The organism is Rickettsia koreansis (genome assembly GCF_046532895.1).
In the GTDB taxonomy this organism is placed as follows: domain Bacteria; phylum Pseudomonadota; class Alphaproteobacteria; order Rickettsiales; family Rickettsiaceae; genus Rickettsia; species Rickettsia rickettsii.
This window is the reverse complement of record NZ_WHLZ01000005.1, coordinates 18,162-40,163: the sequence shown is the minus strand read 5'-3', so window position 1 is coordinate 40,163 and position 22,002 is coordinate 18,162. Positions and strand designations below refer to the sequence as shown.

The following is a 22,002-nucleotide window of genomic DNA, read 5'->3' as shown; positions in this document are numbered from 1 at the left end:
AATTTAAATTATTAATATTACTGTATAAAATCTTATAAATAGGATAATATTAAATTAGTCTATTTATTAATGTGAAACAAAATTTATCTAATCAAATTAGCCTACTCGAAGCAAAAACTCATTTTTCTGATCTAATACAGCGTGTACAAGACGGAGAGCAAATTACCATTTGTAAGCATAATACGCCGATTGCAAAAATTATAACTCAAAAACCTAAAATGGACAATATAGTAGAGCAAATAAGAGAATTCCGCAAAGGCAAAACATTAGCTCCTTATACTATTAAAGAGCTTAGAGATGAAGGTAGAAAATGGTGAATTCTCAACCGTTTATAGCCGATTGCTCCATAACTGTCTCATGGTTCTTTTATGATGAACGTGATAAATATTCAGATTTTACATTAGCTTATTGTTATAAGTTTAGAGTGATAGTACTGCCTCTTTGGAGACTTGAAGTAACTAATGTAATATTAATAGTAGAAAACGTGCTAGAATAAAATCAGTAGAGGTTATTAAAATAATAGATTTTTAAACTCTCTCCCCCTTAATATATCAAATTTAAATTTTTCCATACATGAAATTAAACTGCAAGAGCCAACAATCTTACTGCATATGATACAACTTATTTATTAACTGACATGCATGAAGGACTTCCTATGTCCACTAACGATAAAGCATTAATCAAAGCATGTCATAATAACGGCATTCCCCTATTTATATAGTGAATTAGCTTGAATTATGGACAATTTCTATATCATCTTTTATTTTTTTAAGGGCATAGCGAATACCGTAAATGGATTAGTATTAACGGTATTCGCTATGCCCTTAAAAAAATAAAAGATGATATAGAAATTGTCCATAATTCAAGCTAATTCACTATATAAGACAATAATCCATATTTTTCATAAAAAGTTTATGGAAATTTCTAAATCTTTTATTATACTTAAACATTAATTATATAAAATAAAAGAGTATCATGGTTTTAAATATCAAAGCTCCTGAAAATATAGTATTAAAGCCGACCATTACAGTTTTCGGCGTTGGGGGTGCAGGTAGTAATGCAGTAAATAATATGATTAGTGCTAATCTGCAAGGTGCTAATTTTGTAGTAGCTAATACTGATGCACAATCGCTTGAACATTCTTTATGCACTAACAAAATACAACTCGGTGTTTCTACGACTAGAGGTCTTGGGGCAGGAGCTTCTCCTGAGGTTGGAGCACTTGCTGCTCAAGAATCAGAAAGCGAAATTCGTAGTTACCTAGAAAATAGCAATATGGTATTTATTACGGCAGGTATGGGCGGTGGTACAGGTACCGGTTCTGCACCGGTTATTGCACGCATTGCTAAAGAACTAGGCATCCTTACGGTTGGGGTAGTAACTAAACCTTTCCATTTTGAAGGCGGTCATCGTATGAAAACTGCCGATAAAGGACTTATTGAATTACAGCAATTCGTTGATACTCTAATTGTAATACCGAACCAAAATCTATTCCGTATTGCTAATGAACAAACGACGTTTGCCGATGCTTTCAAAATGGCAGATGACGTATTACATGCAGGCGTTAGAGGAGTAACGGATTTAATGATTATGCCGGGACTTATTAATCTTGATTTTGCCGATATTAAAGCAGTAATGAGCGAAATGGGTAAAGCAATGATGGGTACAGGTGAAGCTAGTGGCGAAGATAGAGCTATTAAAGCGGCAGAATCTGCAATTTCAAATCCACTGCTAGATCATAGCTCAATGTGCGGTGCAAGAGGTGTATTAATCAATATTACCGGCGGTTCCGACATGACCTTATTTGAAGTTGACAACGCTGCTAATAGAATTAGAGAAGAAGTAGATAACCTTGATGCTAATATTATTTTCGGTTCAACATTTAATCCGGAATTAAAAGGAATGATCAGAGTATCAGTTGTTGCTACCGGTATTGATGCCGATAAAGTACCGACATATAAACCCGCAATAGCTGAAACTACCAATATAGTTCCTGAGGAAACTTATAATAAAGCTATAGCACAACCTACACAAATAGAAGAAATGCCTGATTTTAACAACTACAGTACCGAAAATATTGAAATTACCGACTCTCCAATAAATCAAAATTTTATCGGAAATGAAAAAGAGCTAGGGTTACATGCCAATACTTTCAACAAATCTGAAGATGACTCACCCAAACCATCATTTTTAGGAAAAATATGGGGTTCTCTGCGTGCTTCAAATAATCAAACTTTAGAACGCAAAAACGTTGTTGTTAGTACTCTAGATCAAGATAATAAAGAGTCTGATATTCATGACATACCGGCTTTTTTAAGAAAGAAACGGGATTAGATTAGAAAATGAATATAATTTCAGAACAGCATAAAAAAAGAATTATTAGAAATAACTAAAAATTTTCCTGCAGATACTGCATCACTAATAAATTATGTAGATAAAACATTTAAATGTCACATTCATGATTTATCTTTATCGGATCAAAAAGATTTAAAGTTTTTTATAGCAAAAAGCTTTGCAAATCAAATTGATGTTTGTAAAACTAAAGAACATGCTCAAAATTTTTTACAAGAGTTACACGAGCTATTGGAAGATTTATTTGAAGAGATATTGGAAGATAAGCCTGTATATAGTTTAGACATTGACGGAGCAACATACTATGCCACATTAGATTTTACCGAATTGAATCAAAATAATATGCTGAATACAAGATTTAGCGAAACCTCCCTTGATTTTCATTTAATAGAAACGCTACCTAACTTTTCTAGTGACAAACAAAAATATAAGGCTGAACTAACCTTTACAGAATTAAAACAAAATAATTTTGCAAAAATATATTTGGAAAAACAACAATATTATTTCCTAAGATTATAAACCTTGAAGAACAAAAGTTACCATAGATATATTAAATAATTTATTATTATTTAGGTGCTTATAATAAATGTAATTTTTTTGAATCCAATAACGGATCAGAAATATATTTTAGATTACCTAATAATGAAAGGCTTGCCATGAAAGTTTTTAGTTTAAATAATCACTATATTAAAAGAAAATAAATTTGAAAATTCTATATTATTTTTAAGTACAAAAATAAACGAAAATGGTGATGTTGACTATAGTGAAGGCTTTAGTACTGATATAGCCAATGGTAAAATAAATTCTTCTTATATAACTCCTCTAAGCGAGATAATGGATTCTAATTAAAAAAATAATCATATGCCAAATAAAATTATACTATTTCTTATATCATGTTTTTTAAATACTGATTTATTAGCTGATACCGATAAGCGGTTAAAAGATATTGCACCCTATCCTACACCACTTGAAAATCAAAAGCGTTACGTAATTCATTTACCTACAGAGTCCAATGAAGAAAAGCTAAAAGTAGAATTGCAAGCAACAAAAAATGCAATGCAAGATTGTAATCGTGTTTGGTTTGGTGGTAAGCTGGAAACAAAAACTTTAGAAGGATGGGGATATAATTATTATATAATCGCTCAAGTTAGCGATCACCCTGCTAGTACAATGATGGCATGCCCAAACGTAAAAGCAACCATACAACCGGTTAGTGTATTTTTAGGCGATGAAACATTTTTAAGATATAATAGCAAACTACCTATCGTAGTATATGCTCCAAAAGATGTTGAACTACATTACGTTATTTGGCATCAAAATGATACAATCAATTCTGCAAAGTAAGAATAGGACCATACTATTCTTCAAAAAAATTTAATATACTATATGACATTTATCGCGAACAGTCGTAGACTGCGTGGCAATCCAGAAAAAATAATAAAAAATTCTGTAAATCAGAATTTTTTACTAGATTGCTTCGTCGAAACTTGCAGTTTCTTCTTGCAATGACGAAGACTAACCTATACAACAAGGTCTGTAGTCGCTCACAGTTAGCATACTAAATTACTCAAAACCTTCCTCTACAGCTTCAACTTCTTGCACTTCCGGTACAAAATGTTTAAGCATGGACTCAATGCCGTTTTTTAAGGTGATGGTGGAACTAGGACATCCAAGGCATGCACCACGAAGTGCTAATTTAACTACACCGTTTTCAAAGCCTTTATATATTATGTCGCCGCCGTCTTGTGCAACAGATGGACGCACCCTAGTTTCAATAATCTCTACGATTTGCTTCTCTATTTCCGAAAGCCCATCAAGGTTATGATTTACATTATCTGCTTTGGTGTTTTCTTCAAATACAGGAAAGCCTGAAACAAAATGATCCATAATAACCATTAAAATTTCAGGCTTTATAACTTGCCAATTACCTTCAGCTTGTTTAGTTACTGTTATAAAATCACTACCGAAAAACACCGATTTTACATTATTAATATGAAATAATGATGCTGCAAGTTTGCTTCTTCCTTTTACTTCAGCAAGCTCACTAAAAAATACCGGCTGATCACTACTTATTTCCTGCCCTGGGAAAAATGTTATTGCATCCGGATTTGGAGTATCTTCAGTTTGAATAAACATAATTAAAGCACACTAATAAATTTGTTGATTATTATAAATTGATAATACTACTTTTACAATATATTTGTATTTAGGCATTTTTGCATGGCGCTCAAAAGTATGTCATTCCTGCATCAGCAGGAATCCAATACTACCTATCCACATCATTGCGGCGAGAAGGCATTTTTATGCCGACGAAGCAATCTCATGCAATTGAAGAGAGATTGCCACGTCGCTACGCTCCTCGCAAGGCATTGTTGCAGGGACCGGTAAAGCACTCGGTGTCAAGCCACGGGATGACAGAGGTGAAATTGATCCACACAACAACGCCTCCTCGCAATGACAATTATAAATATTGTGCTAGATTCCCGCTTTTAGCTAGAAATAACATAAGGCGGCAAATATCTAATTAATATATAAGCCGGTATAAAACAAAATCCTGCTACAATAAAGAAATAAGTCCAGCCTAAATAAGTAGCTGCATAGCCTGAAATACTACCAAATAATATGGTACTAATATAAGCAATAGAAGTAATTAAAGCAATTTGGGTTATACAATATTTAGAACTACAGCATCTTAATTGGTAAGAAAAAAACGGCGACATAGTTAAGCCCTTGGTAAATTCTTGAAAAAAGACCGCTATATACAAACTTGTAATATCTCGATTATAAAAATAGAGAAATAAAAAAGATAGGCTAGATAAAGCATGATATATTAATGCTCTTTTAAACAAATAAGAATATTCATATTTTCGGCACAAAAACCCACCTATAAAACCTCCAAGGATTGTAGCACACATACCGAAAGCTTTATATCCAAGAGCTAAATCTTTCTTCGTATACCCAATATCGAGATAAAACATATTCGGCATAATTGACAGAAAATTATCTTGAAGACGATATAGAAGCATAAAACTAACAATTATTAGCCATTTAGGTTTCTTGACAAAATCATAAAAAGCATGCCAAAATCTATCAAAATCATTAATAATTATCTTATCTTTAAATTTAAGCGGATAGATTATAATTAATAGTAATGACGGTATACATAAAATTGCCATAGCACGATAAACATCTTGCCAGGATATGATAGTAGATAAATATAACGCTCCTGAACCTGCTATAAGTATACCTATTCTAAAGCCTGTAGTACAAGCTGCCTCACTTATGCCCCAATTTTTATTTGTAATCAGTAACATCTGTGATGATTGAAGTAACATATCATAAATGGACGAAAAAAATGCCACAGCTACTAAGCATAAAGCAAATGGTATAAAATGAGTGTTAGGGTTAAAATTTGTTAGAACATATACACAAAAAATACAACTAACCAAAGCAATAATTAAACAATATTTATATCCCCGCTTACTTAAAGGAGCAAAACTTACTTTTTCAAGCAAAGGACCCCATAAAAATTTAAATATATGAATAAAATTCACTAAACTCAAAAGCCCGATAGTGATTTTATCAAAACCGGATTCTCGAAGCCAAAAAGAAAGAGTTGAACCGGTAAGTAAATAAATTAAACCTCCAGGAAAAGAAATTATTAATATAAAGAAAATATTTTGAAATCGTGAAAAATTTAAACTTATGAATTTATCCTCCTTTAAAATATACGGTTGTCATTCCTGCGAAGGCATTGCTCGCATGGATATCTAATCGTCATTGCGAGCAGCCATAAGGCTGCGTGGCAATCTCATGAGATAATAATAAACTCTTGAGATTGCTTTGTAAATTACTTACGTAATGTCCTCGCAATGATATAAATGACGTAAATCTAAACTACGATACTTTCTTTCTTTTATTACCGTAGCTGTTACCATCAAAGGTTCTTTTACGGCTACTATCAAAAGCATTAAACTTTTTACCGTCACCGCCGGCTCTTTTACCGAATGATCTTTTACGATTATTTTTATCACTTCTAAACTCACTACGTGGCGTAGATTCTCCTTTATTTACTAGACGATCGATTGCACGCCATCTAATAACATCATCAGGAGAAATAAAAGACAACGCATATCCGGTAGCCCCTGCTCTACCCGTTCTACCTATCCTATGTAAATAATCTTCAGGACACATAGGTAAATCATAATTAATAACATGCTGTGTATGAGGAATATCAAGCCCACGAGCCGCTACATCAGTTGCTACCATTATTCTATGGTTTGACTTACGAAATGATAAAATTACTCTTTCACGTTGACGCTGACTTAAATCACCGTGTATAGCTTCTGCTGTATGATTTTCATATTTCAACATTTTAGCTAATTGATCGGCAGAGCGTTTAGTCTTCACAAAAATAATGACCGATCCTTCCCTATTACCAAGTTGTTTAGTTAATTCACTAAATTTTTCTTTATTAGAAACATGCATTGATTCCTGTTTTATTTCTGCAGCTGCTTTATTAGTAGCACCTACCATAATACGTACCGGATTGTTTAGATATTTTTGAGAAACAGCAATAATATGTTTTGGCATAGTAGCGGAAAACATTAAAACTTGTCTTTTTTCCGGTAAAAATTTATTGATTTCTTCTAATTGTTCTTTCATCCCCATATCAAGCATTCTATCCATTTCGTCAAGTACGGTTATGCCTATACGATCAATTTTTAGACTTCCCCTATTTAAGTGATCGATAATACGCCCCGGTGTACCGATAATCACTTTTGGATTCTTTTTTAATTGCATAAATTGTTTAGGCATCGGTTCACCGCCTATCAAAACTGCACTATTAATTTTATAGGATGTAGTTAATTTATTTAAAGTACTGTGTATTTGCGTTGCTAATTCTCTAGTCGGAACAAGAATTAAAGCAGTAGTTTTATTTTTAATAAATGAATCAATTAACGGCAATAAATAAGCAAGAGTTTTGCCTGAACCTGTTTGGCTAGAAGCGAGTATGTCCGATCCCACCATTGCAACCGGAATCGATTGCTTTTGTATTTCAGTCGGCTCAGTTATATTCATTGTCTCGAGAGCAATAATTAATTCTTCAGATAAATTAAAATTTTTCATTATATAATCCAATATAGTTTTAAATCAAAATATGCACATTATTGATTAGACCTCTTAACATAACTCATTTCTTAAAGATATATGAGACATCGACACTGCTCTCTCATCCTTACATACTTAACTATGTACGCTGCGTAGAGTAGCAGTTCTTATTCCCTTTATAAGATAAGTTATGCAAGAGATCTATTGTATAAAAAATAAGTTATAGTAAATTAAAATAACGACTTATATAATTACCCTGAATCAAAAAATATGCTTAAGCTAGATTACAAAACACCAACTAAATATATAAAACGATAATGAATAATGAAACTATTTTAGAATCTTATTCAAGCCAGAATAATATTATTAGATTTAGGGCATTTTCATGCCCTTTAGTAAAAATAATTTATTATACTTAAAATTACATAGGTTATTATAAGACAAAAACAAAATATTTACTATTTTGATAAAGATGACTAGGCTACCCTAAATTATAAACAATTTTGGATAGCTGCTTTTGGTATTATAAATTTATTTAATTCTGAGGTTAACAGCATAGGCTTTTCCTTGCTTTTCTTCAAGATCAAAAATTATATCTTGTCCTTCTTCAAGGCTATGTAAACCTGCTGCGTCTACGGCTGATTTGTGTACAAACACATCTTTGCCGCCATTTTCTTGTTCAATAAATCCAAAATTCTTTGTAGAATTATACCACTTAACTTTACCTACTATATTTGTAGCCATAAAAACCTTTATTAGATAGAAATTACTCATTTGAACTTAACACACGCTTATAATAACTAAAACTTAAATTTTACTTTAAGCCTTACTTAAATATAAAAGCCGATAAAATTCATTATGCAAAACTACCTTACCTTGCGGCATTTGTCAATAAACATGTCAATAACATGCAAGAGAAAGTATTACTTCCTGAAACTAATCTATCATATTATTACTATTTTGTCACTATTTAAGTTAATTATCTAATAAATTAATGAGTAAACTAACGATTTTAAAGGTGTTTAATAACTTTTTCATATCAGACTAATATATTAACGATAAAAGTACTTGCTTTTTCGTATTTTTTTTATTAATCTGCCCACTTAGCAAATGCAACCTTAATATCCACAGCTGCCCGCGTGATGGAATGGTAGACATAACGGACTTAAAATCCGTGGAGCGTAAGCTCTTGCCGGTTCAAGTCCGGCCGCGGGTACCATTGCCATTTTTAGGCAAATTCACCAATGTATCAAACAGCGAACGCATCATAAAGTCAAGCTTTTCAGGTTTCAATATTAAGTCCCCAAATATTAAATTTACTAAACGTCTTTTTTCGCTCACGCTGGAACTTTTAAATATCTTATAGGCACTTGAGGCTGTTGATATCAAGGAAACCTGTAGCGATAACCGAAATTAATGCGTAGCTGTGACCCGAATGTATTAATTCGCATCGCAACTAGATATTATGAGTGAAACTGATTTAGAGATTGCCACAAAAAACTAACCACCAAGCCAATGCTATTTAATATGTTTGCTTTAGCTGAACATTTGCATAAGACAATTGTCGCAATCAAGCAAATTACAATAGACGAATAGCATCACTGCTTCGCTTATTTTAGACTAAAGAAATCTAGCAAACAGAATAATTGAAAAGGCAATAAGTAAAAGCTTTGCAACGTTTTTTACTTAATAATACACACGCTTTAATAATGTTGTTTATTATATTGTACTTCAGAATTTGTAGGATCAAGTTCAATTGCTTTATTATAAGACTCAAGAACTAAATTATATTTACCTATTAAATAGAAAAAGCCGTATTTTTGAGTAAGATAGATTTATTAAATATATAATTATTGACTTATTCCCTCCCCCCTATAAATTACTTCTCGCACATGATAATTAAACTCTATAATTAATATATAAGCTAATTTTAAAGAGTTAACATATAAAGAAGAAGAAATTTTAACCTCTGAGTCTTATATTGATGAAGAGGAAGAAAAGAAATTAAAAGCTCAAAATGCAAGGAAAGAGCTTAAGTTAATACTAATAACTCCTGGAATAGTTTTGACTAGTTTTTTAACTTTCTGTTATTTCTTTTTTAACTATATAGATGAAAAAGCAGCAGAATATAAACTACAGCAAGAAGCAGAAGCAAAAAAGTTAGATAAAGCTGAATGATGCAAGCTATAATATTTCAGCAATTCTCAAATAATCTTGAGGGGCAAGATTTTCAGCACGATAATTATCATTGATTTTCAACTGAGTTAATACTTCATGTATATTAGGTATAAGATTTTTCAGTGATGATTTGATCATTTTCCGTCGTCCTGCAAAAGCAAGCTTTGTTATTTGCTCAACTTTATTTATCAGAGCAATAGACGGCGGATTTTCTAAAGGTATTAGTTTAACTATCGCAGAATATACTTTAGGAGGTGGATAGAAAGCAGTTGGCGCTACGTCAAAGCACTTTTCCACTTTAGCTATTAGCTGACATATTACCGATAATCTGCCATATGCTTTAGTTGAGGGTATAGCACAAATACGTTCTACTACTTCCTTTTGTAACATTAGCGTCATACTAGTAATTAGCCGTGCTTCTTTCAGCCATCTAATCACTAACTCAGTACCTATATGGTACGGTAAATTAGAGATTATAGTTACTTTATAGTCAATTGATTTAGACTCGCCTATATCGTTCGCTCTCCTATTAGTTATAGGCTTCGCTTCTCGCTTCTTGTATGCAAATCCAACTGAATTGACTGTATCATAGCTTAAATAGGTTAAATTTATTTCAAGAGCATCTTGTTTAATAATATTTAGATTAGGATAATATTCTTTAATCTCATTAAGGAGCGGTAGGCATCTCTCATCTGTTTCTATAACAGTTAAGGATTCAGGATTTTTCTGCAATATTGACCTAGTTAACCCTCCTGTGCCGGGCCCTATTTCTAATACTCGGCTATTTTCTGCCAGGTTACTTGCACGTACGATTTTATCACATAGACTACTGTCAAAAATAAAATTTTGTCCGTGCTTTTTAAGAGGATTAACTTGATGTAAAGCTGCGTGTTTTGCAATTGAAGGAAGCATAGGGTATGTCATTCCCGTGAAAACGGGAATCCAGTAAAACATATAAAAACTTGTTTTTATATGTTTGTTTTTATCAAATATAATTCTGTATTAATAATCAAGGTTATTTTTCTGGATTCTCGCCTACACGGGAATAACATAGAATAACACACACTAAGACGGCAGCATTATTTTTATAGCTGCTTTCTTACGCATATTTTCAAACATTTTTTGTGCTTTTTGCGAAATCTTTTTATTGGTTAGGAAATTTACTACATAATTATTTTCATCTTCATTAACATTTAAGATTTTTTTGCTGCACACTAATGTTATTTCAAATTTGTTATTTACTTCAAAAACATTACTTGCTTTATCAGGAGTTAAGTCCTTTACAATAGTTTGTTTGACGCCTTCTATCTTGCTAAGCTTATCGGTAATAATTTGCATAGTAGCAAAATTATCATAAAGCGATTTTTTAACATCCGCACATTTTTTTAGTCGATTTTTCAAATTATTCATCTGCGTAAACGCTTTATTGCCACCATCTTTAGATGTAAATACTTGCATTGAAATTTCTACGTCTTTTTGATCGCTAGATAAAATTGCAACATCTATTTCTTTATTACTTACTTGTACCGATCTTGATAGACTTGATAAAATATTCATTTTAATCAACTCGGATTTAATTTGGGAAATAAAACTATCAGGATTAACTGATCTGCTTTTTAGATACTGAAGAAGAGAACCGTGAGGCATTTTATTACGATCTTCAATAGACTGAATAGCGTTATCTATCTCTTCTTGCGGAATTTCTCTATCTCCTGCATATTGAAAAAGCAAAGATTCGTCAATTAAGCTCTTAAGTGCTAAGTCACTTAGCTGCTTATCTTGAGCAGGCGTTAGACTTTCAACATTATTTAGTGCCATAATCATTTTTTTTCTAGCACGGAACTCATTAAGAGTAATAGGTTCATCATTTACGGATGCTACTATATTCGGTAATGATGCTTGTGCTACATTAAAAGTAAAAAAAACGGTAATGATTAATAATAATTTTCTCATGTGATACTCTGAATAAGTGACCAGTAAGTAGACGAAGTTTTATTTGGAAAAGAGCAAGGAGTCTATAAGTCAAGGAGCGGAGCGTACATATTTAGTACGTGAGCACCGCAGAACTTATAAGACGACATAGCCAATTTTTCAAATAAAACGAGTATACTCACATGTTTAAAACTTTTAAACCGATAGAAATAGTCGGCGAAGAGGTAGTCTTTTTGATTCCTCTACTTCCATCGGCTAGATAATCGGAATAAATCTTTGCAGTAATTCTAACACAATCTTTAGCATATGTCATCCTAATAGTTCGAGTAAGTAAATTTGGAGATCGTCTAGAGAGATCAATGCGTACACCAAAGCCTATAGTCCAATTTTCCGCTAGCTGATAATTTATGTCTCCATAAAATTGTCGTACTCTATTATTTGAAACCTTTATACTTTCTACAGAATAATATTTGTTAAGATTGGTAAGCTGAATAAAACTACCTAGAAAGTTAATCTTCTCATAGTTAAAATTTCCTCCCACTTCATCTCTAATAGGTCTGAAATATCTATCTTTCCGAAAGCTATAAAACACTTCTAAATTATTAGAAAGATTACCTAGTATCTGCCCTACATTTTCCCTATCATCAGCCGGCAAATCTATACTATATCTTGTATTACGGGAGTGTCCTAAAAATAATTTTAAATAATTTTCTTCTTTAGCAATACTAGTATTTAAGCCATAACTTAATCTATTACTGAAATCATGGCAATCAATACCACTATAACGATTGGATAAAAAGATATTTTTTTCGGATAATTCATATTTAGCAGGATCAATTATAACAAATTTTTTATCTTTCTTAGATAGTTTACGTCCCATAGTAAAAGAAACTACCGGCTCAATAAGTAAATTTATTGTTTTTGTTATATTGCCTACTAACGGATAACGCCATAAAGTTTGCAATTCCGGTATATTCCTTTGAAATGATTTACTTTCTCTCGGCTTATCTACATCAGCCCATCTAGCAAGATAAAAATCGCCTCTATCTTTAGCAGCAAAATCAAAAATTTGTCCTGAAGCAGTCAGCACATTATGTATAAAGGATAGTTGCAAAGAGGTTCTAGCAACTTGTTTTCCTATTCTTTCTTTGTACATTAACGTATTATTTTCAACAACGATATGGCTGTTGTCATTATCATTCAAATTTATCACGTTTTTTGTATTGATTTTTGGTAATACTATAGGATCGGTATATTTACGATCATTAATACCTAAGCCTTGAAAACTTAATCCTTCCGCCGAAAAATAATCAGCCTCATGAATTTTATTTAAGAATATTTTAGAAGTTAAATATGAAGCGTAGTTATTATAATAATTTTTTAAATAAGCTTTATCCGATGTACGCTCCACCCTGAAACCGTAATCATAAACTTTATCGGTACTAATAAAATTACCACTTGCTATATAATGATAAGAAGACACTTTTTTATTTTTCACTACACTTCCATCTTTTTCTAGAAAATACGGTAATTTACCGTAACTAACTTGAAAATTCATATTATCGGTATCATTCAGGCGATAACGTGCTTCTAGCTCATAAGTTTGATATTTACTAAAAATTCTTGGAGTGAGCGTAAAATCCATATTAGGTTTTGCACGTAGATATAAGGGGATGCCAAACCCTTTATTTTTGACGTCAGGTACCAATAATCCAGAAGTTGCAGGGGCCGTATGAGTCGGATGAAAAAAATACGGTAAGTAACAAATCGGTACACCGTATACTTCAAAAAACACGTTTTTATAAACTACTCTATGCTCTGCGGAATGAACATAAGTATCCTTAGCAGCAATTTGCCAAATAGGGTTTCTATTACAAGTAACATCACAAGGGGTAAACTCGGCATGGTGCAGCTTAAGATTATTTTCATCTATTCTTTCGGCAAGTTTAGCAATTAAAAGATTATTATCACCGGAAAGCAAAATGAATTCCGATATGATACCTTTCTTAAATTCATCTTTTAAAACCGCTTTGTCTCCCTCTATTATCCGATTTTGTTTATCCTTAATTCGGATATTACCTTCCGCCCATAAAATATCGTTTTCTATATCATAAAGTAAATTATCTGCCGTTAATAAATACTCATCCATGATAATTCTTATATTACCTTTAGCATACATCAAATCCTGATTTTCATTATACTCTACGAAGTCAGCTATAATATTGCTTATTTTAATATTTTGACCATTCTTAGAAAGAGCGGCAAAACTTACCAAAGAAAATATTATGATAATAAGCAAACATATTATTCGCAGTAGCATTTATATTAATAAATATATTTTAATTAGTAAAAAATAATAGCAAGCTATTAGCAATATATCAAATAATAAAAAATTTTGCTTGCTCTTTTGTAGTACAAGGTTATTCTATGGAGATGATAACCATCATTGCGAGGAGATGCATAGCATCGACGTGGCCATCTCATGAAGTAGGATAAACTTCCTGAGATTGCTTCGTCAAAACTTATAGTTTCTCCTCGTAATGACGAATAATGTGTTACCCTCAGCGCAAAAAACCAAGTACTAATAAAATGCTAGACAATTTCATTGCGCATCAAGCAACCAAAGAGTTTTCAGTTAGTGAGATTTCTAATAAAATCAAAGAGCTATTAGAAAATAATTTTGGCTATATTAAGGTAAAAGGCGAAATTTCAGGCTTAAAAATAGCAACCTCAGGTCATGCTTATTTTAACTTAAAAGAAAATACCGCCATTTTAGCCTGTACTTGCTGGCGTCCTATTCTTACTAAAATCAAATTTCCTTTAAATGACGGCATAGAAGTAGTAATTAGCGGTAAACTCTCAAGTTATGCAGGTAATTCACGTTATCAATTATCGGTAGATAATTTGCAACCCACAGGACTTGGAGCTATGCTGCAAATTCTAAATGAGCGTAAAGCAAGGCTCGAGAAAGAAGGCTTATTTAATAAAATACGTATTCCTATACCCTTTTTACCTGATAAAATAGGCGTTATCACTTCAATAACCGGTGCTGTTATTAAAGATATTATTCATCGTATTCGCGAACGTTTTCCGACTCGGATAATAATATGGCCGGTTAGCGTACAAGGCAAAAATTCTGGCAATGAAATTGCTGAAGCAATTGAAGGATTTAACAATTTAGAAGAGGTAAATAAACCACGTGTTATAATCGTTGCTAGAGGTGGCGGTTCTATAGAAGATCTTTGGTCATTTAACGATGAGATATTAGTACGTGCTGCTTATAACTCAAAAATTCCTATTATTTCCGCAGTAGGTCATGAAGTGGATTATACTTTAATAGATTTAGCAGCCGATAAAAGAGCTCCAACACCGACTGCTGCCGCAGAATTTGCTGTACCGGTACGATCTATTTTAAATAATACGCTACAATCTTATGAAAGAATATTATTGAATAATACTAGCCGGTTAATGAAATATCACGAACAAAATATAGTAAATTACGATAAAATACACAGATATCTCTCTCACTATATAAATAATAGGCAGCAATTACTGGACGAAACCGGTTTTAATTTACTAGATGCTTTACCGTGCTTTATTGAACTACAAGAAACAAAGATTAAATCTTTTTCTAAAAAAAGAGTTAACCCTGCTAAAATAATCAATTACAAAACATTAGAATTAACACATCAAACAGCTTATCTATCAAAATCGGCAAATAATACTTTGAAAAACTTTGAGTATAAATTAGAATTAAATAGTACGTTACTTGCAAGCCTTGATTATCACAACGTATTAAAACGAGGTTTTGCTATAGTTAAAGGAGAAACTGGTAATTTTTTATCTTCTAAAATTACTGCTGCGAATGAAAAAATTTTTAATATTAAATTTTCTGACGGTGAAATTAAAGTAGTTCGTGCTTAAAGGCTTTGGTTTTTATCGTCATTGCGAACAGCCGTAAGCTACGTGGCAATCTCATGAAATAATGATAAGCTCCTGAGATTGCTTCATCGCATTACTGCGTAATTCTTCTCGCAATGACTACTCGGATATCCACGCAACAACAACTGTTCGCAATGACGATAAAATATTGCTACGGAATGACATTTTAATTCTAAAAAAATACAGACCATGAAAAGTTTAAAGCTTTTTATTTTTATACTTCTCATTTCTAAAAATTTGTATGCTTTAAGCATAGGCATGAACGAACAACAAGTAATTTTAGAATGCGAAGGGACAGCTGATAAAAAAACTTTGATAAATGCATGATATGTAAATGAGCCTTATCAATCATTAATTGCTGCTTCAAACGGTCATACTACCGTTTCCGGTATGGATATAGAATTAATGAACGCTATTGCTGCAAAAATTAGGTATCAATATTGAGTACAATCAAGATAGCTGGTATCAAGATCAATTAGATATTCAAAGCGGCAATGCCGACGGAGCTACTTATACTACTGAGAGGAGTTGCAATGGTTATTATTCACAAAATTGAGCCTCTAAGTTTTTGGGGACCGTTTTTTGCTTTCATTACAGCTAATTGCGGTGCAATATTACGAGATTTTATTATGAAAGAAAATGCAATTAAGAGGATACCAAGAGGAGTTAGTATTGAAATCACTGTATTTATGAGTTATAGCTTTTAGCATATTATTAGATATGTACAGTAGTAATCCAAATTATCATACAAATATTCAATGAATATAGTAATTGCCGGAGCATTTATTACTAGTCTCTTAGTTTATCATTTTGGTTTTCTTGAGTGGCGATTCCGTAATGCAAAATTAGAAGATATAGAAAAACAAACATGAAGATAGCTACTTGGAATATTAATTCCATAAAAACAAGACTTAATTTATTGCGTCATTTTTTATCTAAAGAAAATCCGGATATTTTATTATTGCAAGAAATAAAATGTGAAACCGCAAAATTTCCTTTTGATGCATTATCCGATCTACCTTATAATTCTTATGTTCACGGACAAAAATCATATAACGGCGTTGCTATAATTTCAAAGTTTCCTGCCGATGAAATAATTAAGGATTTTCCGAATAATGACTGCAGTGATCAAGCAAGATTCTTAGAAATAAAATTATCATTACCTATAGGGTTTTGTAATATAATCTCGCTCTATGCTCCTAACGGTTCATTTGTCGGTAGCGATAAATTTGTAGCAAAACTAGCATTTTATGATAATTTTATCAATTATCTATCAACTAAAAAATCTTTTGACGAAAAAACTATCATAGGCGGTGATTTCAATATTGCACCGTTCGATATAGACGTATATTCACCTAAGCTACTGGCTGAAACTACTTGTTTTACTGAGGTTGAACAAAAAAAATTACGCACTATTCTAAATTCCGGATTTGAGGATTTATACAGATTAATGCATCCGAGTAAGCAAGAATTTTCATGGTGGGATTATAGAGCCGGATGTTTTGAACAAAATAAAGGTATGAGGATTGATATGATTCTTGGTTGTAATAATACTATTGACTATTTAGAAAATTGCTATATGGATTATAATTTAAGGACTCAAGAAAAACCTTCAGATCATATACCGGTAATTGCGAGTTTTAAGGGATAGTCAATGTGGAATGTTGCTATCTTAGCCGTATGTCATTCCCGCGTATGCGGGAGTCCAAAAAAATAGCTTTAATATTGATATAGGAGTTACATAATTTGATAAAATAACCATATAAAAACAAGTTTTTATATGATTTTAATGGATTCCCGCCTACACAGGAATTACATAGACCACTTTTTAAAAATAAATATATGTCTCCAAAATTCATGACATTTTACGAAAAATATATGATGATTGTCGGTACAATCGGCAATTTTATGTTCTATGTACAGGCTCATAAGATTTTCACCTGCCAATCTTCGGCTTCTGTTTCTATGCCCGCCTTTACTATAAGTGCTATTGCTCTTTGTAGTTGGCTTATATACGGCATATTAATAAAAAATACACCTATTATAATAGCAAATATAGTAGGTGTTATCGGGGCATTATTAGTTCTCTTAACCATAATAATATATTAATAATGACTAAGAAAATCATTACTTTAGTTGGTCGTCCGAATGTAGGCAAATCAACGCTTTTCAATAGATTAAGCATACGTAAAAAAGCTATCGTGCACAATTTGCCAGGCGTCACTAGAGATAGAAAATATACAGACGGCAAAATCGGCTCTTTTGAATTTTTGTTAATTGATACCCCAGGACTTGACGAGAATCCTAATAGTATTGGAGAGAGGTTAATGGAGCAGACTACTAAAGCAATTTTAGAGGCAGATTTAATTTGCTTTATGGTTGACAGTAGAAGCGGAATATTACCTGATGATAAGCTACTTAGTAGTTTTGTTAGAAAATATAATAAGCCGGCTATATTGGTAGTTAATAAATGCGAGAAAGCTTTTGATTTTGATAAAGAGTACTACAAATTAGGGTTTGATAGTATGATAGCTATCTCTGCCGAGCATGGCACAGGCTTAATTGATTTATATGACGAAATTATTGCCAAGTTACCTGAAGAAGAATCAATCGAAACAAATATAGCCGATCCAATTAAAGGAGATTGTTTGCAGATAGTAGTTAGTGGCAGACCTAACGCCGGAAAATCTACTTTTATAAACGCTCTTATTAATGATGAAAGATTATTAACCGGTCCTGAAGCCGGTATTACTCGTGAATCAATTGAAATTGATTGGCAATATAAAAATAATCATATTAAATTGATTGATACGGCGGGACTCCGCAAGAAATCTACTATTACAGAGTCTTTAGAAAAATTATCGGCATCGGATACTATTAACAGTATTAAATTTGCTAATACCGTAATCTTAATGATTGATGCTTTAGCTCCTTTAAAACAGCAAGATTTAAATATTGCAAGCCATGTGGTAAATGAAGGAAGAAGTATAGTTATAGTAGTGAATAAATGGGATTTAGTTAAAGAATCCGAAAAAGAAGCATTTCAGGAAGAATTTTATTATCAGATAAATACTCATCTGCCTCAGGTTAAAGGTATCCCCGTTCTATTCATTTCAGCAATAAATAAACACAATATTGAACAAGTGCTAGATGCTTGTCTTAAAATTTATAAAATTTGGAATAAGAAAATAACTACTAGCAAATTAAATGAATGGCTTAATTTTACTACGGAAGCACATCTGCTGCCTTTACAAAAAGGCGGCAGAAGAGTGCGTGTAAAATATATAACTCAAACAAAAACCCGCCCTCCTACTTTCAAGCTATTCTCCAATAATCCAGAAAAGATTACCGATAGCTATACTAGGTATTTAGTAAACAATATGCGTGAGGCTTTTGACATGCCGGGCGTTCCTATTAGATTCATTTACGTAAAAACTAAAAACCCGTATGTGTAGTTTAAAATTAATTAATAACAGTTTAGTTATTAGCACCGAAAAATCTGAATTAGATATATTACTAGATAATATTACTGATTCTAATTGTCATCATGAATTTATTAAGTAATGATAAGACTAAAGGTAATGAAATATGGTAACTTATATACTTTAACCAAGCTGTAAATTAGATAAGTTCGCTATTCCAACTACACTTATTTTTTCTGTTTTTTTATATGTATTATTCCCGGCGGTAACAATATATAAATGTTCTAACTGCAAATCGGCAAGAACGGTATGCATTGATTTAGTAATACTCGGAGCATCAGCATTTTTTACTTCAAAGCCGTATTTCTTACCATTCTTAATAATTAATAAATCTAATTCTGCTCCTGTTTGCGTGCGCCAAAAAAATACTCTGCATCCGTTTTAAATTTACGTATTAACTCCTCTATTACAAATCCTTCAAATGAAAGACCGCGTTTTGGATGAACATACCAATCATGTTCGTGAATCCCTAATAATGCATGTAGTATTCCGCTATCTCGTATATAGACTTTTGGTGCTTTCACTTGATGTTTTGAGATATTTTCATACCAAGGTTTTAATAACCAAATCATAAAAGTTTGCTCTAATATTTCAGTATAACGTTTGATAATCATATCCGTTAAACCGAGCGACCTTCCAAGCTCATTATAATTTAATAATTGCCATGATTATGAGCAAGCATCATCCATAACTGCCTCATTACATGTGCATTAAGAGATATTCCTAAACTAGGCAAATCACGCTCGATAAAACTAGTGATGTAGCTATTACGCCATCCAAGACTTTGGACATAATTTTTTTCTAAATATGATTTAGGAAAACCACCTCTTAACCATAACTCCCTAAAATCATTTATCTCTATTAAATTGAACGGAGTAAGCTCCGTATATTCAATACGGCCGGCTAATGATTCTGAAGATTGTCGCAATAATTCTCCAGAAGCACTACCTAATATTAAAAATTTTTTGTTTGAACAGTCAGCAAGAACTCTTAAATAAGGAAAAATTTCAGGTTGTCTTTGAATTTCATCAATTACTATTAAACCGTTTAAAGGCTCAAGAGTTGTTTTAAGATTCTTAAATTGATCTAAGTGAGCTGGATCCTCAAGGTCAAAAAAGTAGCTCTTTTCATCTTCTTTAAGCTGTTTAATATAAGCGTGAGCTAAAAAGTAGTTTTACCATATTGCCTTGGACCGAGAATGGAACAAATAGGGAATATCTCAAGGGCACCTGTGATATGTGTTAAATAATAATTTCTTTCTATCATCCTTGTAATTTCATAATGACACTTTGAATTTACAATATAATTTTAAGCAAATAATAGCAAGATGTTTCTAGGTCCTCTACCGGATTTTCCTATCTCTCTTTGTCTTTCTTCTAATACCTTACTTGTATGCGGTCCTACCGCTTCTTTATCTTTACTAAATTTACTTTTTCCTAAATTAACTATAGTTTCTGCTACTACTCCTAGCACTTTTGGATCTGATAATCATTTTAACGCCAGCAATAATAATTTTACCGTATTCATGTTTGCTAAATTTATCGGCAATTTGAATTAATTCAGGTACATGTTTACCGGCTATCTTTACTAATTTTTCACCGTCTAATTTTAATTTTTGACCCTTAGGTGTTTTATTTTAAAACTCATCTACAACCGGTCCTAAACTACTTGCATGTTTTGTTAATAGTTCAGGAAGGTCTTTTTCAATTATTTTGCTTATTTCCGGATTATGGTTTTTAATTTGTATCAAAGGACTAATCAATTCCTTTATCTCTTTTACCTTTTCTTCTTTTGATTTCTCTTCCTTTGGAAATGGCTTAATTAACTGAAATTTTTGTATTATATCAGCAACTTTATCGCTATCGGGAAGAGCGAGACTTGCAAGTTTAGTAATTGACGGCAGAGCATCTTTTAAAAAAGGCGTAGATGCATCTCATGCCTTATGTATAAACTCCGTGATCTTTCCCTTGTGATTCTATTCTTTCCGTGACTTTAGGATGTTTTAAAACATCTAATATATCCTGTTTATTACTATCTAAATATCGCGGTAATTTTTTTCTAAAACAGGAGATAAATTATCAATAATTTTTTTGGCATTTTCAACTAACTCTACTATTTGAGGTTTTTTGCCTTTTAATAACTCTTTTTTAGTTTCAGTATCTAACCCTTCCATATTTAGGTTAATTTTAGTCCAACGCTGATTTTCTTTAAGCTGACTATAAGCTTTTATAGCTGAAGGAGTACTTTCAATTAATTTTTCGCTAAAATTTACAAGTAGTGCTACTGTATTTGCAATTAATTCAGGTTTAGCGATTTTTTGTGCTTTATTATTGATTATATTTTCCGTAATTTGAACTACCTCCTGATTATCAGGATTTTTTAAAATTGTACTAAATCGTGATTAAGAAGGGGTTTACTTTGTCTGAAGTAATAATGTCATGTATATTTTTAATATAGCACATTGAGATGACGCGTTTTTTTGTTTAATATTCTTATATATTTCTTGTACTTTTGGGTTTAAATCGCTTTCTAGTGCTTTAGATATTAAATCTACTACTAGTGTAGATAATTCTCTGATAAATTTAGGACTTATTTTGTCTAATACATTTATTTTTTCTGTTTCGGAAGTTTGAAAGTTTTTTGTTATTTTGCTAAGCCTCTTATTTAAAATAGGCGTGAGAAGATATGGGATAACTTTAGACTGTAAAAGAGTTTCTTTTGAACTATTGGATATAGTTTCGGAATGTAAAACAGAAGCACATTTTTTTATAAGCGATGCTGCATCTGCTATCATCTTGCAACCATCTTCAATAGAACCTACACTATTGGTAGCACTTCTCGCTTTTCTGAGGTTATTAAGCTCCAATGCAAGATCAGGTAAAACTTGAAGTCTCCCAGGTAAACTGCAATGCACTAGGAACATTCCCGACTGCTTGGATAACACTTTGTATTATACCTAAATTATCTTTATTAAGATCTAGATATCGTTTATTTAACTCATCAT

Annotated in this window: 22 protein-coding genes, 1 tRNA gene and 3 pseudogenes; 14 read left to right on the top strand and 12 right to left on the bottom strand. The window is 32.0% G+C overall.

All coding sequences use genetic code 11. The annotated features are described in order from the left end of the window. Nucleotides 1-71: 71 nt before the first annotated feature. From GCO76_RS07655 to eco, 5 genes and pseudogenes are all read left to right on the top strand, one after another. A complete protein-coding gene (locus GCO76_RS07655; RefSeq protein WP_410956759.1) occupies nucleotides 72-317 on the top strand; it encodes a type II toxin-antitoxin system Phd/YefM family antitoxin in 246 nt (81 codons plus the stop codon). Next, nucleotides 311-632, top strand: a pseudogene (locus GCO76_RS07650) (type II toxin-antitoxin system VapC family toxin). The gene GCO76_RS07655 and the pseudogene GCO76_RS07650 overlap by 7 nt, the downstream one beginning before the upstream one ends. 343 nt (nucleotides 633-975) lie before the next feature. Continuing rightward, nucleotides 976-2,334, top strand: coding sequence for a cell division protein FtsZ (gene ftsZ / locus GCO76_RS07645; RefSeq protein WP_410956758.1), 1,359 nt, complete (start codon nucleotides 976-978; stop codon nucleotides 2,332-2,334). A gap of 249 nt (nucleotides 2,335-2,583) precedes the next feature. After that, a complete protein-coding gene (locus GCO76_RS07640) occupies nucleotides 2,584-2,871 on the top strand; it encodes a hypothetical protein (protein WP_410956757.1) in 288 nt (95 codons plus the stop codon). Between the two features lie 342 nt (nucleotides 2,872-3,213). After that, nucleotides 3,214-3,696, top strand: a complete 483-nt coding sequence (gene eco, locus GCO76_RS07635; RefSeq protein WP_410956756.1) for a serine protease inhibitor ecotin — start codon at nucleotides 3,214-3,216, stop codon at nucleotides 3,694-3,696. 219 nt (nucleotides 3,697-3,915) lie between these two features. Here eco and GCO76_RS07630 read toward each other — a convergent pair whose 3' ends face one another. Beyond that, nucleotides 3,916-4,488: a NifU family protein gene (locus GCO76_RS07630; RefSeq protein ID WP_410956755.1), complete on the bottom strand. Its 573-nt coding sequence runs from the start codon at nucleotides 4,486-4,488 to the stop codon at nucleotides 3,916-3,918. Nucleotides 4,489-4,655: 167 nt separating this feature from the next. Between GCO76_RS07630 and GCO76_RS07625 the strand changes: the two genes are divergently transcribed. Further along, a complete protein-coding gene (locus GCO76_RS07625; RefSeq protein ID WP_410956754.1) occupies nucleotides 4,656-4,880 on the top strand; it encodes a hypothetical protein in 225 nt (74 codons plus the stop codon). On the opposite strand, the gene GCO76_RS07620 is transcribed toward GCO76_RS07625, so the two are convergent. The 3 genes from GCO76_RS07620 to GCO76_RS07610 all read right to left on the bottom strand — a co-directional run bounded on the left by GCO76_RS07620 (nucleotide 4,842) and on the right by GCO76_RS07610 (nucleotide 8,208). Continuing rightward, nucleotides 4,842-6,059 (bottom strand): MFS transporter, encoded by a 1,218-nt coding sequence (locus tag GCO76_RS07620; RefSeq protein ID WP_410956775.1) that lies wholly within the window; start codon nucleotides 6,057-6,059, stop codon nucleotides 4,842-4,844. The genes GCO76_RS07625 and GCO76_RS07620 overlap by 39 nt on opposite strands. Nucleotides 6,060-6,249: 190 nt before the next feature. Next, nucleotides 6,250-7,482: a DEAD/DEAH box helicase gene (locus GCO76_RS07615; RefSeq protein ID WP_410956753.1), complete on the bottom strand. Its 1,233-nt coding sequence runs from the start codon at nucleotides 7,480-7,482 to the stop codon at nucleotides 6,250-6,252. 513 nt (nucleotides 7,483-7,995) lie between these two features. Beyond that, on the bottom strand, nucleotides 7,996-8,208 hold the full coding sequence (locus tag GCO76_RS07610) for a cold-shock protein (protein ID WP_266264603.1): 213 nt from the start codon (nucleotides 8,206-8,208) through the stop codon (nucleotides 7,996-7,998). Nucleotides 8,209-8,597: 389 nt separating this feature from the next. On the opposite strand from GCO76_RS07610, the gene GCO76_RS07605 reads away from it, so the two are divergent. Further along, a tRNA-Leu gene (locus GCO76_RS07605) sits at nucleotides 8,598-8,683 on the top strand. Nucleotides 8,684-9,167: 484 nt separating this feature from the next. Here GCO76_RS07605 and GCO76_RS07600 read toward each other — a convergent pair. After that, on the bottom strand, nucleotides 9,168-9,263 hold the full coding sequence (locus tag GCO76_RS07600) for a tetratricopeptide repeat protein (protein WP_410956774.1): 96 nt from the start codon (nucleotides 9,261-9,263) through the stop codon (nucleotides 9,168-9,170). 160 nt (nucleotides 9,264-9,423) lie between these two features. Here GCO76_RS07600 and GCO76_RS07595 point away from each other — a divergent pair, with 160 nt between their 5' ends. Further along, nucleotides 9,424-9,642, top strand: coding sequence for an RP671a family tick cell line-upregulated protein (locus GCO76_RS07595; RefSeq protein ID WP_082068648.1), 219 nt, complete (start codon nucleotides 9,424-9,426; stop codon nucleotides 9,640-9,642). A 6-nt stretch (nucleotides 9,643-9,648) separates the two neighbouring features. Here GCO76_RS07595 and rsmA read toward each other — a convergent pair whose 3' ends face one another. The 3 genes from rsmA to GCO76_RS07580 all read right to left on the bottom strand — a co-directional run bounded on the left by rsmA (nucleotide 9,649) and on the right by GCO76_RS07580 (nucleotide 13,894). After that, nucleotides 9,649-10,554 (bottom strand): 16S rRNA (adenine(1518)-N(6)/adenine(1519)-N(6))-dimethyltransferase RsmA, encoded by a 906-nt coding sequence (rsmA, locus tag GCO76_RS07590; protein ID WP_410956752.1) that lies wholly within the window; start codon nucleotides 10,552-10,554, stop codon nucleotides 9,649-9,651. 153 nt (nucleotides 10,555-10,707) lie between these two features. After that, the gene (locus GCO76_RS07585) at nucleotides 10,708-11,595 is read right to left on the bottom strand and encodes a SurA N-terminal domain-containing protein (RefSeq protein ID WP_103897598.1); all 888 of its coding nucleotides are present in this window, start codon (nucleotides 11,593-11,595) and stop codon (nucleotides 10,708-10,710) included. Between the two features lie 157 nt (nucleotides 11,596-11,752). Continuing rightward, nucleotides 11,753-13,894: an LPS-assembly protein LptD gene (locus tag GCO76_RS07580; RefSeq protein WP_410956751.1), complete on the bottom strand. Its 2,142-nt coding sequence runs from the start codon at nucleotides 13,892-13,894 to the stop codon at nucleotides 11,753-11,755. On the opposite strand from GCO76_RS07580, the pseudogene GCO76_RS07575 reads away from it, so the two are divergent. The 6 genes and pseudogenes from GCO76_RS07575 (at nucleotide 13,860) to der (ending at nucleotide 18,971) form a co-directional block, all read left to right on the top strand. Continuing rightward, nucleotides 13,860-14,070 (top strand): annotated as a pseudogene (locus GCO76_RS07575) (hypothetical protein). The gene GCO76_RS07580 and the pseudogene GCO76_RS07575 overlap by 35 nt on opposite strands. Before the next feature lie 93 nt (nucleotides 14,071-14,163). Beyond that, nucleotides 14,164-15,498, top strand: coding sequence for an exodeoxyribonuclease VII large subunit (gene xseA, locus GCO76_RS07570; protein ID WP_410956750.1), 1,335 nt, complete (start codon nucleotides 14,164-14,166; stop codon nucleotides 15,496-15,498). 551 nt (nucleotides 15,499-16,049) lie between these two features. After that, nucleotides 16,050-16,223 carry a hypothetical protein gene (locus tag GCO76_RS07565; protein WP_410956749.1) on the top strand — a complete coding sequence of 58 codons (174 nt, stop codon included), beginning with the start codon at nucleotides 16,050-16,052 and terminating at the stop codon, nucleotides 16,221-16,223. A 161-nt stretch (nucleotides 16,224-16,384) separates the two neighbouring features. Then, entirely contained in the window at nucleotides 16,385-17,167 is a 783-nt protein-coding gene (gene xth, locus GCO76_RS07560) for an exodeoxyribonuclease III (RefSeq protein WP_103897594.1), read from the top strand. A 191-nt stretch (nucleotides 17,168-17,358) separates the two neighbouring features. Continuing rightward, nucleotides 17,359-17,625: a SemiSWEET family sugar transporter gene (locus GCO76_RS07555; protein ID WP_014014659.1), complete on the top strand. Its 267-nt coding sequence runs from the start codon at nucleotides 17,359-17,361 to the stop codon at nucleotides 17,623-17,625. 2 nt (nucleotides 17,626-17,627) lie between these two features. Continuing rightward, nucleotides 17,628-18,971, top strand: coding sequence for a ribosome biogenesis GTPase Der (gene der, locus GCO76_RS07550; RefSeq protein ID WP_410956748.1), 1,344 nt, complete (start codon nucleotides 17,628-17,630; stop codon nucleotides 18,969-18,971). 150 nt (nucleotides 18,972-19,121) lie between these two features. On the opposite strand, the pseudogene GCO76_RS07545 reads toward der, so the two are convergent. The 4 genes and pseudogenes from GCO76_RS07545 to GCO76_RS07530 form a co-directional block, all read right to left on the bottom strand. Continuing rightward, a pseudogene (locus GCO76_RS07545) lies at nucleotides 19,122-20,264 on the bottom strand (ATP-binding protein). A gap of 42 nt (nucleotides 20,265-20,306) precedes the next feature. Then, the gene (locus GCO76_RS07540) at nucleotides 20,307-20,471 is read right to left on the bottom strand and encodes a hypothetical protein (RefSeq protein ID WP_410956747.1); all 165 of its coding nucleotides are present in this window, start codon (nucleotides 20,469-20,471) and stop codon (nucleotides 20,307-20,309) included. 562 nt (nucleotides 20,472-21,033) lie between these two features. After that, nucleotides 21,034-21,171, bottom strand: a complete 138-nt coding sequence (locus tag GCO76_RS07535) for a hypothetical protein (protein ID WP_410956746.1) — start codon at nucleotides 21,169-21,171, stop codon at nucleotides 21,034-21,036. 240 nt (nucleotides 21,172-21,411) lie between these two features. Further along, complete coding sequence (locus tag GCO76_RS07530) at nucleotides 21,412-21,912, bottom strand: hypothetical protein (protein WP_410956745.1); 501 nt, start codon at nucleotides 21,910-21,912, stop codon at nucleotides 21,412-21,414. Between the last annotated feature and the right edge of the window lie 90 nt (nucleotides 21,913-22,002).

Bases quoted from the DNA above. Each gene is read 5' to 3' on its own strand.
- ftsZ (WP_410956758.1), top strand. From the start codon at position 976: ATGGTTTTAAATATCAAAGCTCCTGAAAATATAGTATTAAAGCCGACC.
- eco (WP_410956756.1), top strand. From the start codon at position 3,214: ATGCCAAATAAAATTATACTATTTCTTATATCATGTTTTTTAAATACT.
- GCO76_RS07630 (WP_410956755.1), bottom strand. From the start codon at position 4,488: ATGTTTATTCAAACTGAAGATACTCCAAATCCGGATGCAATAACATTT.
- GCO76_RS07625 (WP_410956754.1), top strand. From the start codon at position 4,656: ATGCCGACGAAGCAATCTCATGCAATTGAAGAGAGATTGCCACGTCGC.
- GCO76_RS07615 (WP_410956753.1), bottom strand. From the start codon at position 7,482: ATGAAAAATTTTAATTTATCTGAAGAATTAATTATTGCTCTCGAGACA.
- GCO76_RS07610 (WP_266264603.1), bottom strand. From the start codon at position 8,208: ATGGCTACAAATATAGTAGGTAAAGTTAAGTGGTATAATTCTACAAAG.
- rsmA (WP_410956752.1), bottom strand. From the start codon at position 10,554: ATGCTTCCTTCAATTGCAAAACACGCAGCTTTACATCAAGTTAATCCT.
- GCO76_RS07585 (WP_103897598.1), bottom strand. From the start codon at position 11,595: ATGAGAAAATTATTATTAATCATTACCGTTTTTTTTACTTTTAATGTA.
- GCO76_RS07580 (WP_410956751.1), bottom strand. From the start codon at position 13,894: ATGCTACTGCGAATAATATGTTTGCTTATTATCATAATATTTTCTTTG.
- xseA (WP_410956750.1), top strand. From the start codon at position 14,164: ATGCTAGACAATTTCATTGCGCATCAAGCAACCAAAGAGTTTTCAGTT.
- GCO76_RS07565 (WP_410956749.1), top strand. From the start codon at position 16,050: ATGGTTATTATTCACAAAATTGAGCCTCTAAGTTTTTGGGGACCGTTT.
- xth (WP_103897594.1), top strand. From the start codon at position 16,385: ATGAAGATAGCTACTTGGAATATTAATTCCATAAAAACAAGACTTAAT.
- GCO76_RS07555 (WP_014014659.1), top strand. From the start codon at position 17,359: ATGTCTCCAAAATTCATGACATTTTACGAAAAATATATGATGATTGTC.
- der (WP_410956748.1), top strand. From the start codon at position 17,628: ATGACTAAGAAAATCATTACTTTAGTTGGTCGTCCGAATGTAGGCAAA.
- GCO76_RS07535 (WP_410956746.1), bottom strand. From the start codon at position 21,171: ATGGAAGGGTTAGATACTGAAACTAAAAAAGAGTTATTAAAAGGCAAA.